Genomic DNA, 16,163 nt, shown 5'->3' on the forward strand with positions numbered 1-16,163 from the left:
TTACTCCTTACCCAGCAGCGCCGCCGGGATCGTCTCTGGCGAGAGTGTATCGGGGTACAGCAGCGTCCAACCTTGCTCGCGAAGCTTGGCTTCGGCACCCGCGTAGGAGGCGTCCTGCTCAATCAACAGCGCAATGCGCAGCTCGGTCCAGGACACGGCGGTGGGGATGGAGCCGATTTCCTCGCCGATCTCCTCGGTCGGCGCCGCACCCGCGTCCACGAGGGTGCGCAGCGCGGCGGCCACGTCGGCTTCGTCCTCGAACTCCTCGATCGCCTCGGCCCACAACCCACTCACCGCGGTCTCGACGGCACTTTGCTTATCGACGACCTCCGGTTGCCCAACCATCTCCCCATCACCGACCGCAACAGTGACGGCGTTGTTGGCCAGCCACATGATGTTGGCGAAGCGCAGGAAGTCGCGCCAGTTGTCGGTGGTGATGGAGCCGGGTTCGGTGGCGTCGACGTGCAGGCGGCGCAGGGCCACTGCACCATCCGCCAGGGTTCCGTCGAAATGGACCTCGCTGCGGAAGGTCAGGCGCCCACCACCCGGGATGCGTGAGGGGCGAAGCGACCCGCTCAGCATCCGCAGCAACGCCTCGTCCATGAGCGCGTACGAGGCCCTGTTCGGCTCGGCCAAGTAGGTCAGCAGCTGGGTGATGGGGGAGGCCTTGAGGAAAGCAATCTCGTTGTTGCCGATGCCCTCCATGTCACGCGCGCGTTCCTCGGCCTCCTCGCTCACCCACGTCGGTGCTGCGGCACCGACCTTCACCTCTTGCGCGAACCAGTCCAGGCCGGCATCAGTGACGTTCCACGGCAGGATCTGCTTATCGGTGTGGTGCAGGCTGTTGCGCTTTTGGATGTCCGAGGGGAAGCGGTAGTGCTGCGGGCTGAAGTGGAACGCGGCGCCGTCGGTGTACACGGCCACCGGCCGCACAAGCGGGTTACGGCGGTGCTGGAAGAGGAAGTCCGGGCGGGTGTAGCCGTAGTCGTGCTGTTCGCGCATGGACCACTCCTCACCGGACGAGAACGTGATGTGCCACTCCACACCGCCGGCGTTGGCGATGTCCTTGACGGTGGCGTGGCGCGCCTCCAGGGTCTCGCGCAGCATCTCGCGGAAGCGCACCTCCAGGTTGGAGGACTGATCCAGCTGCGGCGCCTCCGTCTGCGGCTCCCACGTCACCTTTAGGGGATCGGTCTCTGCCGAGGGGTGGTCCTGGTTAGTCAGGATCGCACGCAGCGCGCGTTCTGCGGCGGCGCGGGAGGTAACGTCGATCTGCTGCCAGCGGGTGTACGGCAACAGGCACTCGGGGCAGGCGAGGCGCTCGTCATCCTGGCAGGTGCACTCCGCGACCTTCGTAAACGCCTTTTCCAACAGCCGGCGAACGTCTTCGGGCGAGGCGAACTGGGAGAGGTAACCGGTGCCGCCGGGGACGTTGTCGTGCATGAGCAGCGCCTCGACGGTGCCGCCGCGGTCATCCGGCACGCGGACGGTAACCACACCCAGGTGGTCCGGATCGCCGCCGAGCACCTCCTTGAAGCCGAGCTTGATCGCGGCAGTCAACGACGGGATGGTCGCCTTGTCGCCCGCAGTGAGCATCACCGGCACGTGCAGCAGCACGCCCTGGGTCTGCAAAGTGCGAGACAGCGCGACGGTGACGGACTCCTCCTCGCGGGCGTTGCGCTTCGGGCACCAGGGGCGGTGGTCCCACTTGGAGTTCGTGCCCTTCTGCGAGTCCAGGTGCCCGCAGTAGTTGCAGACGGTGAACATGGGCGCATCGATCTCAGTGTTGGCGAAGATGCGCTTCATTGCGGGCCCGCGGCCCAGGTTGAACCAGCTCAAGTTCACGTACCGCAGGTACTCCGCGCCGAAGCCTTGGGAGAGGAACCATTTACCACCGTGACCGCCTTCCGGCACGGAGAAGCTCAGGGCGGTGTGGTAGTTCAGTTCGCGGCGGTCGTCGCGTGAGTCGTCGATAAGCGCATTGCCCCGATCCACCTCCGCTGACACGCGGCGCATGCGCACCGTATCCAGCACCTGGCCGTTGTCGGCGAAGGTGTCCGCACTGCAGGAGGGGCACGCCCCGGCTGTGGCCCCTTTGCGCACGGGCTCGGCGTAGGAGCACTCGGGGCACAGGCGCCACCGCTCGATGTCCGCGCCGTTGAAGCCGACCTCGACCGCGTCCACGGTGGCGGCGATGCCGCGGGCGTAGAAGGTGTTGCCCGGCGCGAGCTCGTGAAGCGCGGAGGACACACCGCGGGAGAGTTCGAAGGAGTCCGGGTCGATCTGCATGGTGGTCGGGTTGAGCTGGGAGACCACCACGGACAGCTCCACCGCATCATCCAATAACGTGAAGTTGGGCAGCAGCCCGTAGCGCTCCATGGAGCTGATCCAGTGTTCGCCGAGCAGGATGTCGTTGAGGTCCTTGGCAGTGCGGTGGTACGCCGCCTTCGTGCTGCGCTTGTCGCGCTCCAGCTCCGCGTCGGCGTTTTCGGTGCCCGCGTTCGGGTCCACCTTGGCATCCAGGGCACTTAGCTGGTCTTGGAGGGTGCTCAGCCGCGTGGTGAACGCCTTGACTTCGCCGTCCCAGAGTCTGCGGGTGCGCTCCATCTCGCCCGTGAGCGAGTCGGGTCCCTGCCCGCACGCCCATGCGCGCACCCCGTCCACGGTGGTCGCGTCCACGGACCCTGCCACCGTGGCCAAAAACGCGTCCACGCGGTCCTCCACGCCGGCCGCGATGTCCTCGCCGAGCGCCTCTACCAGCGAGACCTTGCGGGTGCTGAATACGTCGCGCGAATACTTCACATCCAGCCCGCTGTTGCGGAACGACAATGTGTCCACCAAGTACGCCGTGGTCTGCCGGCGCAGGATCTCGGTGGCGGAGAGGAACGCCGCCGGCGGCACCACGGTGCCCGCGATCACAGACAGCGGCTGGTTCAGCTTCGGCAGCATGCTCCCGCGTCCCTGCACGAATGCGAGCACGAGCGAGTTGCCGGTGAGGCGCCCGGCGCGACCCACACGCTGCACGTACGAGGACACGGTGGTGGGCAGCGAGGCGAGCATGACCGTGGACAGGTCGCCGATGTCGATGCCCATCTCCAACGTCGGCGTTGCCACCAGAACGTTCGGCGCGTTCGGAGCCTCAGCGCCGCCGCGGAACGCCCGCTCGAGCGCAAGGCGTTCCTCCTTCGGGATCAACCCGGTGTGCTCGCGCGCCACCACCGCGCGCGGGTTGGTGGAGGTGTACAGCTGCGAGTAGTAGTTCGCCTCGATCGGCTCGTCTTCGAGCTCGCCGGGGCAGCCGGGCGTGGGGCACGGCAGGCCCGCGAGCAGCGAGCGCAGTTGCCTATCGACGCCCAACGGTGCATGACACACCCCACACTGCAACATCGCCGGTTCACCTTCACCAGCCACCACCACCTGTTGCGAGGCAATGGCGTACATCGTGCCGCCGGTGTCCGTGGACACGGCCATGAGCACCTCGCGCCGGGCGAGCTCGCGGAACACGTTGGTGAGCACCGTCGCCGCGTCGTGGGTGCCGATCCCCAGCACCTTGGAGGTCCACCGCGCGTAGCGCCCGCGCGGGCTGCCCAGCGGGGTCACGCCGCGGTCTTTGTCATCTACCGCCGGCCCGGAGCGCGGGAACTCCGGCGCGCCGCCCTTGGCAAACCGGCGCATGCCGCGCGCCTTGGCGTAGCGGTTATGCAGGCGCCACGTGTTGCCGTCGTCCTGCAGGTAGGACTTGAACATTGGCGTGTACACGCCGCCGCGTGCGCGCACCTGCTCCAACAGCCCGCGCATCCAGCGCAGCCGCACTTGCGGGTCGGCGGCGTCCACCACCTCGAACAGGCCGCTGTCGATGCTGCGCAGCGCCTCTTCCGCCGCCTCGAGCAGCACTGCGTCATCCGCATCCACCCGCGGTGTGAGTGCACCCGTGGACACCAGGGAACGCGGCAGGTCCGCCTGCTGGCCGAACTCGAGCGCCGCATCCAGCTCAAGGCGCTCCAGCACCGCCGCGGTGGCCGCGCGCCGGGACGCATCGTCAGCGTCCTTCTCCCAGAACGCGCGGAACGTGGGCGTCTCCGCGATCTCCTGGGGCAGCAGCTCAAACCGCGCGCGCAATGGGTCCTCAGCGGCGTCCGCGCGCTCGAGGATCCGCAGTGGCAGCTGCGCCACGGAGACCTCACCTTGTACTCCATTGTCGGAGCTTGCGACGACGCTGCGCATCAACGCGCGGATGCCAAACGCGCGCGCCCTGGCCTGCACAAACCCCGCACGGTGCGCCGCGTCCTGCACGGAGTCCGCGAACACGAGGGTCTTCTTCGCCTCCTGCTCCAGCTGCGGCATGCCGAACAGGTTGGACAGCCCCACCGACAGCAGCGTGGCCACACGCGAACCGATGTAGCGGATAGTGTCCGTCTCCCCGCACGACGGGCACACCTGCTCGCGGGCATACTCGCCGGCGTCGAGCCCGGCATAGGTGATCACGGGCACCGACAGGCCCTCCGCCCGCTCCCGCTCGTCCGGCTCGCTCGCGGACAGCGTGCGGGTCTGCGTGTGGAACCACATCAGGGCCCGCTTGCCCTCGTCGTCGCCGAACTCCTTCATCTCCTTGCCGTCTTTGAGCGCCCGGCGGTATTCATTGGTGGCATCGATGAGGGGGCGCACGAGCTCAGGCTTATCCACGCTCGCTTTGCGGATCTCCCCGCCACCAAGCACCACCGCGTCCGTGCCGGGCTCCAACGCCGTCATCCACCCGGCGCGCCCGCACTCGCGGCAGTAGATGGCTGGCAGCCACACCGCAGCGTCGTCCCCGCCGAGCTGGCCGTCATCCGCGAAGCGAAACACCTCGCCGTCCTCAGTCGGCGTCACCGTGCGCTCGATGCGGGAGACCTCCCGCAGCCACAGGTGCGTTTCCACACCCGGCAAGCGCTTGCCACCGAAGCCGTACTTCTCGCCCGCCAGCGCCCGCACGTGCGCGACCGCGGTGAGCAGGTGGGTGACAAACTCGCGCGCTGGGCCCTCCTTGAGGCTGCGCACCACAATCTCGCCAAGTACCGCCGCCGGCACCGTCGTTTCCTTCTCGCCTTCGCGCTGGATAAGCGGTGCCGCGTTCTTCGCCGCCTCCAGCAGCGCGCGGGTCAGCGGGTGCGCCGCGTACGCCGCGATGATCTCTTCCAGCGTCTCGCCGGCGTCCCACAGCTGCGTCCGGAAGACCTCAAGCACCACGTCCGCGTAGTCGCGGCCCGAGGCATCGTTTGCAATCGTGCTGTTGATCTGCTTGATCTGGTCGATGTCCGGCAGCGGAGTAGGGGAGTGGCTCCCGAAAGTCTCCGCGATCTCGTCGACCCACTGCTCGTACGTCAGCGTGCGCTCGCCGACCAGCGCGTCCGCGCTGAACTGCTCCCCGAAAATCGTGCCCGCGAAGTCCAGTACCTTCTGCGTGTCGTCTTTGCCGCCAAGCGTTGCCGACGTCGCCACCGGCGTGACCCGACCCAGCGGATTGGATGCGTACTCGCCGAGGAATCCCTCCTGCTGGTGTGCTTTAAGCATCAACCCCAACCGACGAAGCAGCAGTGCCACGTCCGTGCCCTGGGCGCCGTCGTACGTGTGGAACTCATCCAGCACCAGGTACTGCAACGATGTTGCGGAGCGCTTCCAGATCTCCCGATCCTCTTCACGCAACAACAGCTGGTCCAGCATCTTGTAGTTGGTAAGCAAGATGTCTGGCGGATCCGCGCGCATCTGGTCACGGTCAGTGATCAGCGAATCCCGCGTGACCTTGCGGACGGTGCCCTTCGACTCACCCGTGTAGATACCCGCCGTCACCCCAGCCAACGCCGGCTCGCTGGTGAGCAGCTTAGCCAGGCGGTCCGCCTGGTCGTTCGCCAGCGCGTTCATGGGGTACAGCAACAGTGCCTTGGTGCCGCGTTGCCCCTCAGCGCGAGCCCGCGCCGCGTGGTCCAGCACCGGGTAGAGGAACGACTCCGTTTTACCGGAGCCAGTACCCGTGATCACCAGCGTCGGCTCTGGGCGACGAGCACCCTGATCATCCCGGCTGCGCAAACGCCGGAACGCCTCCGCCTGATGGTGGTACGGGGTGAACCATTCCGGCATCCAATCCAGAATCCCGTCCCACCCGATCGCCCGCGCGTACGGCAACCGCGTGCGCACGTACGGCCCGTGGAACATGCCCCGCTCCGTGTCCTCCAAAAACGCCTTCAGCGCGTTAGACGTCTCCGGATTCGCAAGCGAAAACGCAGTGGCCAGATACTCAGAGACGCCCCCGAGGACGTGCTCCGATGCGTGAACGGGGATGAGGGTAGACACGAATATTTACCCTAGTCAGGATACTCCGGTCTAGCTCTCAGAAGAGCGTTAGTGTGCCCAGAGTCGTTCCTTCAGAGTCAAACTTTAATGATTCCTTCTTGACGTAACCGAAACTATCCAAGGTGCGTTCATGAACGACAATCCAAGAGACCCGGTCGCCGATGAACTTGCCGAGACCGTTGAAATCTTGCATCGAAACAGAAACAATCTGTTTCCTCCCTTTGGGAGTAGGGTCGTTCCGCAGCGTAACCCGGTATGAATTATTTTCATCCAGCGCTAGCTCAGTTATAAATCCTTGGACTGTTTCCTTTTCAGTCTCGTTTTCAATCCTCTGTTCGAGTTCCTCTAGGTACCTAAAACTTTGTTCGCTGACACGACTAAAAGAGGTACGACCGCTGGACGAAAACCAAGCGAAGTCAGCTACTAAATCCTTGGTCTTCAGCTCATGGTTCAGCTTTTTTAGACTTTTTATCGACTCTGCCCATTCACGAAGCGATCGGCGCCCTTCCAACGCATTCAAGAGCTTGAAGGCATTCTCCATCGCAGCTGCGTTGGGAGTACTACGAACCTTAACGGTCTCGTCTTCTAGCACGTTGTGGCTTTCAGTGTTAGGCGCCGAAGGCTCGAATACCATGATGGTACTTCCAGGCTCCGTGCGAACCATCTTCAAATCGACCTTGAACGGTTTCTCTGCGAAAAAAACCCTTATCGCTTTCTGAACGCTTTCAAGATCCTTATCAATGCCCGCAACTTCCGCAGCATCGCCACTGAGATGGACTTTTAACTTCTCCCCGAAAGAGGGATTTATCCCATAAGCCCCTCTAAGCATCTTAAAAGTTTGTTCCCTGGTAAGGGCCTCATCTTCCAGAGGGGCCAAAGCAGCTGTGTCGTTAAGCCAATTTGGATCGGATTCGTCGAGGTGCGAGATCAGCCGTTTACGAATTTCCGGATTCATAGGATCACCTCGACATATCCTCTCCGTGTAGCAGCCGATGACTCAGTAGGGGCATCAGTGTGGCTGTCGCGCAGACGCTGCCACCACTCATCCCATGCTCCTCTTTCCAACAGGTAATTGCGCTCGGCATTCCCGAGCTCACTCAAGTGGAAAACAGACTTTACCGGATAGTAATCAACCCGTATAGGAGATATTCCAGAAAAATTTGCATCCTTTGACAATGAATCACGCGCAAAAGCTTTGTTGCGTACCCACCCGCTACCTTTCTTGCCTTTTAGCTTCTCCAATGCGGGGCCGTTGAGGAAGACGGTCACGTCGAGGTTGCGGGGCGCTATCTTGTCACTTATGAAACTCCCGCCCAACCACACGTACTTAATGATCTCCTCATCATCGTCCAGCCAGCCAGAATCGATTGCTTTTTGTTCGATATCTGCAAAGTGTGCGAGATAGTTCTGAAACTTTCCCCACAATGCTAACCGTGCTGCCCGGTCGGGAAATTTGTCCACCCACTCTTGCCGGACGTCATCTAGGCACATCCTGACTCTCCCCGGCATGGGGGCTTGATACGTATTCTGCGGAGCATTCATCAATGGTGAGCTTACAAACTTAGAGGGGGAGAGTAACCGATTAGGACGATCTGCGAAAAGAGACGGATACGCGCTTTAGCGTGGTACCCCACAACCACCTCCGACACCACTTGCTTTTTGCAGACCAAGTTTTTCCCTACCATTTTGCGTCAATCACTCGTGGAGAGAACCCCGCCGGAGGCGTGACTGAGAATCCGAGCTCCTCCAGCGACTTTGCCGCGGCTTCCGGGTAGTCCCTTGCTGCGGCAGCCGTTTGCTTGAACAACCATTCTTGCCGTCGTCGCAGCAAGATCGGCTCCCAGCCCGGTTTGCCCCGAAACCCGCACTCGGCGATAACGAAGTAGAGGAATTCTTCGAGCGACGGGCGAAACCGTCTGTCACCCACCGGTAAGTGCAGTTCTTCCAGCCGTCCTTTCTTCCTCGGGTTTCCAGACTTCTCCTGGAAGTTCTGCATTAGGGCTGGGCTCAGCAATCCAGTGACTCCCGAGTAATGAATGTGGGCGCATGGAGCGCTGGTAAATCCCCGTTCGTATTCAAACCGAATGCCTGGGGACGTAGCTACCCGCAGCTCGAATTTACTTCTTTCCACGGCGAGGAACGTGCCGGTGGAATCGGAAGTTAATTCGTAGCGGACGATGACGAGGAATAGCTGGCTGTAGTCTTGGCTATCAACTTCGCTTTCAAGCTGACCGGCACCGTGGATAACCGGGGCATCAAATTCACCGACAACGATGTTCGTATCGGCGTTAAGCCACGCCCCTGTTTCGATATCCCTTTCAGGTGCGAGTGGGAGAGCATCTATAAGCGTGCTTCTCACCGCATCGAGAAACAGCTCAGCCTCGTCACGCAGATTCAAGTTGTCCCTCACCCAACAGCATCAATACGACGCTTAAATCGTCGTACAAGGCCCGCTCGGACTTATCTAGCATGCCCGAGTGGGCGAGCGTACGTAGTTCTTCAATGCTCGCAGAGGGCTGGCGTGTAGACCTGCGGAGAGCAGTGAGATAGTCTCGCTTCTTCTCCCAGAGTTCCTTGTTGTTGGTGGTCTTAATTTCAATTGCCGTGTCAATCACCTCAGCTCGCTGGGTTGTCGTTCTAGTCGCGAATAATAGTTAACGCCGCGCCACCGGCGACCCGCGCTGTAGAATGTTTGTTCTACAGCGCGGGTCGAGATGTTCGCACACAACACTGATCTCGACGAGACAGATGCGCTCGTGTTTCACTCATTGCTGGGCGTTTAACCCATCCCCTCAAACCACGCATACGCCTCCCGCATATCCGCCTCCCGTGCCCTGGCAGCGCCTTGGTGCCGCGTTGCCCCTCAGCGCGAGCCCGCGCCGCGTGGTCCAGCACCGGGTAGAGGAACGACTCCGTTTTACCGGAGCCAGTACCCGTGATCACCAGCGTCGGCTCTGGGCGACGAGCACCCTGATCATCCCGGCTGCGCAAACGCCGGAACGCCTCCGCCTGATGGTGGTACGGGGTGAACCATTCCGGCATCCAATCCAGAATCCCGTCCCACCCGATCGCGCGCATACGGCAACCGCGTACGCACATACGGGCCGCGGAACATGCCCCGCTCCGTGTCCTCCAAAAACGCCTTCAGCGCGTTAGACGTCTCCGGATTCGCAAGCGAAAACGCAGTGGCCAGATACTCAGAGACGCCCCCGAGGACGTGCTCCGATGCGTGAACGGGGATGAGGGTAGACACAATCGGAATCGTAGTTCAGATCGGATATCATTCACTTCGTCAGCAACTTGGTCACCTATACGATGCATCTTCGTCCACGTTTATCACCCTAGACGCTGCGGATGCCACATCTGCACAGAATGAAAGCACAGCTTCATTCTCATATACCTTGCTATCAATAGCCTTCCTGGCCCAAAGGTTTTTATCGCCAGAATCGAAAAGGGACCGATCAAAGCCCTCGAGCTCTCCAACTGGTAAAAGTAAGATCCCAATACTTGCCAAGCTCTTCAGCAGCTCCTCGACGAGACGTCGGATTTCCTCATCCTTATGGTCAGCCTTTATATCCTTGGCTATTCTGCTTTTGAGCTTGCCCTCGCTATTTTGTTTCGAAATCCCTTCGAATTCGGCTGAGTAGACTTCCCGAAAACGATCCCAAATCGCTGCTGCCAAGGAATCAACCTCCGAATACTTGTGCCGCCCCATCACCGAAACCGTATTCAACAGGCGCTTCTTTTCAGATATCAGGTCTAGATCGCCCACGATGAGGGTGGGAGTCCGGAGCCGTCGCAATAGATCTGCGATGGAGGCGAAGTTACCGTTCCCATTTGTGGGGATGAAGATTATCGAATCGTTTAGTGCATGAGCCTGGGGAACGGTGGAACCAGACTCATAATTATCGAATGCTTCCTCGAAGAAAAGCGCATCGTTCTCATTTTCAACCAGAACAGCGACCGCTGAGAAGAGGGACTCAAGGATCGGTGTGTAGCGGATCCGACTTTTTGCTCTAATGTCTTCGAAAGCATCAGGCTGCACGTTCGTCGACGAGTATTGATTGACCACGTCCCCCTTGTACGAAAGTCTGTGGACAACCAGCTGTTTAGAGCCTTCTCGGGCCATCCCACTTAGTAGATTCCTGTCGTGAGTTGCGCAAACAATTTGCCGCTTTTCCTCCTGGCATACTCTTTGAAGCACCTGCCCCAGCCGATATGCTTGTGGTGGATGCAGAAACGCCTCCGGTTCATCTATCAGCACTACGCTCCGCGAGTCCGTGTAGAGGCGCATCAATAGCCCAACTACATTCCGCATTCCGAGGCCTTGCTGATCGATTGTTCTCGCACTCTTAAGGAACTCAATTACATTTACCGAATTAGCGTCGGCGATCGAGGGCATTTCCTGCGGACGAGGCCCAAGGAAAAACGTCAGTTTCCCTTCGTGAAAATGGAAGTGGATTTCCTCATTGAAGATGTATTTGAAGGCCTCTCGCACCGCGTCATAAGCATCCTTTTGATCCCGGAGCTTTACGATCGCATTTCCGTAGTCCTCGAGCGATTTCCGGTCAGACTCAGTTATTCGACTCAAAGGCTCATCGAATCGAACAAACGTCTCGATAAACACACCAAAACGGTTAAACGGGCTATCCCATCTCGAAAAGTTTTCCTTATTTATCAAAGGGGAACTTCCGTAGACTGAATAGGGTAGTTCAGGATCGTAGTGAGTCCCGGCATCCTTGAAGTTACTTTCAGCGACCTGTCGTAGATAACTTCGCAAATCGCCCGTCGGCCAGCGGACCTCTACTGATTTAATCAGACCACGGTCGATACTTGCGGACGCAATTGATTTCCCATAGAGAATCGCGCGCAGTTGCTTGATGAAATATGACTTACCCGAGTTATTGGGGCCAACCAAAGCGAGGATTGAATTTGCTTCAAGACCAATCTGCTCTTCGGATTTCAAATGGATTGTTTGAAGAGTCGGTTGCTCTGGGTTTTGGACTGGTTTACCTGCCCAGTCGGAATCGCTCCCAATCACAGTTGTCACACCCCATCCGTTAGTAGGCCGTTTTGGCGCGTCCTAGTCAGACTAGTCCTACATCCAGACAAACTCGTGGGTTCTTAACTCACCCTTTTGAGAATTGGTGAATGCTTCGCATTTGGGACCATAGAATCGATCCCCCTTAGTTGCCCGCACTGAAGTTGGGACTTAATGAAAGTATCTAAATTCCCGCTCTGCCCTGTCGACTGGAATCTGGTTGGAAGGTATTCGGCGTCTAGTCTCCCATCCGCGCAAACTTCTTATACGCCTCCCGCAAATCCGCCTCCCGGTCCAGCTGCCTAAACGGATACTCGTAGACGTACTCCACACCCGACTGCGGATGCGTCCACGTCCGATCCGCCACCGACAATTCCGCACCGTCCTTCAACTTCGCATCCGCCTTCACAATCTCCTTCGGCACCTTCCGACCATTCGCATCAAACCGATCCTCCTGGTCATAACGCCGCATCACCGGAAACTGCGTCCGGTAAATCATGCACAACTCATCCGCCGTCACACCCAACGACAACGCCACAATCGCATCAATCTCCACCTGCGCAGCACGCCGCTCCTCATCCTTACGTAAAGGCGTATCGACGCCCCAAGGTTCCCCCACAACCTCCTCCCACAACGGGGCATAGGCCTCGGTGAGGCAGTTGAGGCGGAGGTAACTACGTAACAAGTGAATGTAACCCGAGAATTTTCGTCCGAAGACTAATCCTTCCACAACAGCTGGTCGGAGATGACTCACACCTGAAGCACGAACGAGAAAATCCACGACGAGACTCGATAGCGTCGCTCCCACGAGAACAGTGTCCGCAACGTCTTCCGTGCTGGCTGCGGAACCAACGGTATCTACGTGGGTCGCCCCAGGAGGAACTAGCGAGGGATAGGTCGTCCGGTACCCCGTTGTCGCTGCCATAACCCGCCACCCGACACGGTAAAAGTCTCGCGACGAAACGGTAGCACCATCCAACACCCAGCGGGTGTAATCAGCGTCGTATCTCGGCTGGTTCGTCCGATCCGGCTGGTATGCGGTCGCTGGAATGAAGCTAGCGGTCATCGATTCGAGGTCGATCTCAGACCAATCCTTATTACTCTTTAGACTGGGGTTCGGCTGCTTGACCATTGGGGTCGAGACGCCGAGGTGCGGTCCCTGAAGAATGACATCGTTCCACGAGGTAGGATGCGCCCAGCCGGTATCAAAATATCCCGCCTTCTTGTCAGCAGATTCGTGCCAGCCCGGGGAAAAATTCAGTTTGAGCTCGCGAATACGCGGTGCAGCTGCAAGTTTCTCGAGCACGGCCGCAGCTTCAGTGTTAACGGTGTAAACCATGCGGGACTCGACAGGTGGCACGGCGGTGTCCTCCAGAACCGAATGCCACACACCGAGTGCATTCTCATCGACAACTTGAATTCGGTCGCGGTGGGGGCGGACATCCCAATTGCCACTATCATCCTTTAGACCAGGCAGATTACCGGAGCCATCATGGGTCAAAGAGTCGGAAATGGTCGAAGAGTGATAAACAGATGTTGCTTGTTGGAATGAGGGCTTGTCCCGCATCGAACCGTACACGTGGATTCCGTACGTCACCAGATTATGCACGTCGAACAACCGGAGCTCATTGATGAACTGCCAATGCCTCCGTAACCGCAGGTACGCTCCTCGGCGCAGGGGAGCGGCCTTCTTCTCGGTGAAGTGTGATTCTGGGTGTATTAGCGAGGTAATGCCCTCATCGAATGAATTACCCCAGGTTCGTTCCATGAATCCTCGGTAGAGATCCGGCTGCTGGCCAGCTAGGTGGGGATAACGAGTGACGTCACCAAGAACCGCTGAAGTTGCTAACGCCTCGGCTAAACCGCGATATACAATCTCACGGGTCGGTTGATCGTGGTTCCACTGTTCCCGCCGCGATTTCTTTTCAGCCTGCGTCGGTTTGTGCGCGAGGGAAAACCACGCATCCGATTCGGAATAGAGCGCGTCCAAGTCAACGGTGGGCCGCACCCACGGCGGGTTGCCTACCTGGAGGTCGAACCCACCACGAGCGAAAACAGCGGCAAAATCCAGGTCCCAGTGGAAGAAGCCCTGCTCGGCGGCCACCGTGCGGACCGTGTTCAGCCACGGGTGCCTCTCCAAGACGATGTCGATCTTGCGTGCACCAGACAGCTCAATCTCGGTGCGCTCGAGCTGAACCAGTTCATCCCATCTGTCGGCGCGGCCAAGCTGTCCCTGCGCAGCATCTCGTGCGGTGATCTCAGTGCCCAAGATGTCGGTCAGCGTAGCGATCCACTCGTCGAAGTCAGGCAGCTCGTCGGTGGCGGTAAGGGGCCAGAAGGTCAGGGCGTTCCAGGCGTCCATGGCAAGGCGGAGACGCAGGTAGGCACCTTCGGCGTCGTGAAGCAGTTCCCGCTCGATCTGCTCGCGGCGCACGTTCTTGGCGGTGTGCTCGGTCTCGCGGCCCCAGAGGTCGATGTCGCGGCGGATCTGTTCTTCTGCGATGCGCATCTTCGACAGCGTGATGGCCCACAGGGACTCCACGCGGGCGGCGAGGTTGGTCAGCTTCTTCGTCTGCTCCTTAGTGGGTGCCTTGCCGGTGACGGAGCGTCTCCACGCCTTCATGGCGTTGATCTCGTCCTTGGCCAAGGTCTTGAGGTCCTTCGCGTCCGCAGCAGCTCCCCAGGTGGAGGAGGGGAGCAGGAACTGGTGGATGCGGCCAGCGGCGTTTATGTCCTTGGTCTCGCCGGCATCGATAGCCTCGGCCAGGTTCTGCACCGGCTCTCGGCGTGGCACAGAGCTGAGCCACTCGCGCTTCTTCAGCTGCGCGACTGCGTAGGTGGACCGCAGCGCGCCGATGAGCGAGTTGCCGCGGCGCAGGTGCAGGCCGAACCACGGGGCCTTGAGCTGGCTGGTCATGGTGTCCAGCCACAGGGAGATCTCGGCGAGCTCCACGGCGGTGGGGTTGAGGTCCACGCCGTAGACCTGGTGCAGAGCAATGTGGGCCTTGACCTGCTGCAGCTCAACAGCGCGGGTCTCGGGGTCGACCTGGGTGTCTAGCTCGTCCTCGCGCAGCTTCAGGTACAGCTCCGCCAGCTGACGCACGGCTTCCACGGCGAAGGCGCCGGAGCCCATGGCGGGCTCGCAGATGGTCAGACTGAGCACGTCATCGGATGTTTCGATGCGTCCTTCTTCCTGGAGCACCTCGATGGCCTGGCCGACGGTGAACTCGGTGAGCACCTGCGGGGTGTAGAAGGATGCGGAGCGCTCGCGGTCGCGGCTGGACTGACGGAACACGAAGGAGCCGGCCGGGTGCTCGCGGCGCACCTTGGAGGTGCCGCCTTCCTCCATCTGCTTGGTCTCCATGACAAAGCTGTCCTGCGGCACGGTGTCCGCGGCGTGGGTGGGCAGCACCCAGGAGCCCTTGGAGGCGTCGCCCTTCGGCGCGACCTCGTACAGGTCTTCCTGGGCGATGAAGCCGTGGTAGGACATCAGGCCCTCGTAGACCTGGCCGAGCTCGGTCACGCCCAGGGTGGCGTACGAGATGAAGCCGCGGTCCTTGCCGGCGGAAACCTTGGACAGCAGCAGGTTCTGCAGGACGTGGGTGAGGGCGTCGTTGGAGAGCTTGACTTCGTCGATGAGCGAGGTGGCCTCGCGCTTGAACAGGTCCGCCTCCAGGTTGCGAAAGGTCAGGCCCTCGTTCTGGGCGTCTTGGTCGGCACCAGCGACTTCGTGCGGCTCGTGGCCGTCGTTGACCTGGGTGAACAGCACCTGCAATGAGTCGTACAGGTGGGTACCCCGGCGCGCCTTGTCGGTCACGGGCGGGTTAAGGATCTGGTCGCGGAGGCGGTCCAGGCCGTAGCCCTCCACGTACTCCGGGGCGCCGGTGGGCAGGATGGCCAGCTCCGGGGAGGCCTCGGCAAACAGGAGGAACAGGATCCGGTAGAGGTAACGCAGGGACTGGTGCGCGAGCTCGTTGCCGTCGACTCCGTCGAGCGAGAGGTTCTGGTCGAGGACGTCGTTGCCGATGATCTCGATGGACTCGCGCACCGCGTCGCGCAGGTCCCCGGAAACCTTCACGGCGTGCTGCTGGGATTCCTCGCGGGTCTCGGCCCACCAGGTGGTGCCGTCCGCTGCGCGCTCAAGGTTCTCACGCGCGAGGATCACCGCGACGCGCTCGAGCTCGCCGGCCTTCTTGGTGTCGTTGCGCTCCACCGCCAGCTGCAGGCTCACGGCGAGGTAGCGCCCGAGCGGCCAAGACTCGCGCTCAGCGACGACTGCCCACGCGCCGGCGAGCACCACAATGAACTCCGGTGGTTCGGCGGCGAGGAACAAGTCGCCGACGAGCTTGGACACCTTCGCGTTCTCGGGCTTCTTGCCCTCGGCGGCGATGCCACCGGTGATCGGGAGCGTGGTCAGGTCCTCTTCGGTGGTGTCCTCGTTCGGTTCGGCACTGATCACCACCAGGGTGCCGGCGTTGCCCACCCAGCCCTGGTAGGTGAACGTCTCGCCTGCGCGGGTGTAGGTCTGCGCTGTGGGTGCGCCGTAGCTGAATGCGGTGCGCACCAGGGCGTCGGTAGGCGATTGCGTCGCAAAGGCTTGCTGGAGCTCACCGCGCGCGGCCTGGAAGCGTTTGATGGGGGAGGGGGTGTTAGATTCCTCCTCCAACTGTGCCCACTCCTTGGTGCGGTTTTTCACGCGTTTGGTGAAGGATTCGCCCTTGGTTTCGTCAGTGGTGAAGTAGTGGTCACTGATCCACTCATCAACGTTGATGATTGAGTCGTAGGTAGCCATTGA

6 protein-coding genes are annotated in these 16,163 nt (G+C 60.7%); all 6 read right to left on the bottom strand.

What is annotated here, in order from left to right; genetic code table 11:
- The 6 genes from CAFEA_RS11040 to CAFEA_RS11065 all read right to left on the bottom strand — a co-directional run bounded on the left by CAFEA_RS11040 (position 1) and on the right by CAFEA_RS11065 (position 16,160).
- Entirely contained in the window at positions 1–6,327 is a 6,327-nt protein-coding gene (locus tag CAFEA_RS11040) for a DEAD/DEAH box helicase (RefSeq protein ID WP_063937042.1), read from the bottom strand.
- A gap of 37 nt (positions 6,328–6,364) precedes the next feature.
- Positions 6,365–7,282 carry a hypothetical protein gene (locus CAFEA_RS11045; protein ID WP_063937043.1) on the bottom strand — a complete coding sequence of 306 codons (918 nt, stop codon included), beginning with the start codon at positions 7,280–7,282 and terminating at the stop codon, positions 6,365–6,367.
- A complete protein-coding gene (locus tag CAFEA_RS11050; protein ID WP_063937044.1) occupies positions 7,279–7,869 on the bottom strand; it encodes a DUF6932 family protein in 591 nt (196 codons plus the stop codon). The genes CAFEA_RS11045 and CAFEA_RS11050 overlap by 4 nt, the downstream gene beginning before the upstream one ends.
- Before the next feature lie 136 nt (positions 7,870–8,005).
- Entirely contained in the window at positions 8,006–8,725 is a 720-nt protein-coding gene (locus CAFEA_RS11055; protein ID WP_063937045.1) for a hypothetical protein, read from the bottom strand.
- 906 nt (positions 8,726–9,631) lie between these two features.
- Positions 9,632–11,377 carry an ATP-dependent nuclease gene (locus tag CAFEA_RS11060; protein WP_082855621.1) on the bottom strand — a complete coding sequence of 582 codons (1,746 nt, stop codon included), beginning with the start codon at positions 11,375–11,377 and terminating at the stop codon, positions 9,632–9,634.
- Positions 11,378–11,606: 229 nt separating this feature from the next.
- Positions 11,607–16,160 carry an Eco57I restriction-modification methylase domain-containing protein gene (locus CAFEA_RS11065; protein ID WP_063937048.1) on the bottom strand — a complete coding sequence of 1,518 codons (4,554 nt, stop codon included), beginning with the start codon at positions 16,158–16,160 and terminating at the stop codon, positions 11,607–11,609.
- Positions 16,161–16,163 lie beyond the last annotated feature (3 nt).

It is taken from the genome of Corynebacterium afermentans subsp. afermentans, assembly GCF_030408355.1.
Lineage (GTDB): Bacteria > Actinomycetota > Actinomycetes > Mycobacteriales > Mycobacteriaceae > Corynebacterium > Corynebacterium afermentans.

Coding starts and splice junctions, on each gene's coding strand:
- CAFEA_RS11045 (WP_063937043.1), bottom strand. CDS start 7,282: ATGAATCCGGAAATTCGTAAACGGCTGATCTCGCACCTCGACGAATCC.
- CAFEA_RS11050 (WP_063937044.1), bottom strand. CDS start 7,869: ATGAATGCTCCGCAGAATACGTATCAAGCCCCCATGCCGGGGAGAGTC.
- CAFEA_RS11065 (WP_063937048.1), bottom strand. CDS start 16,160: ATGGCTACCTACGACTCAATCATCAACGTTGATGAGTGGATCAGTGAC.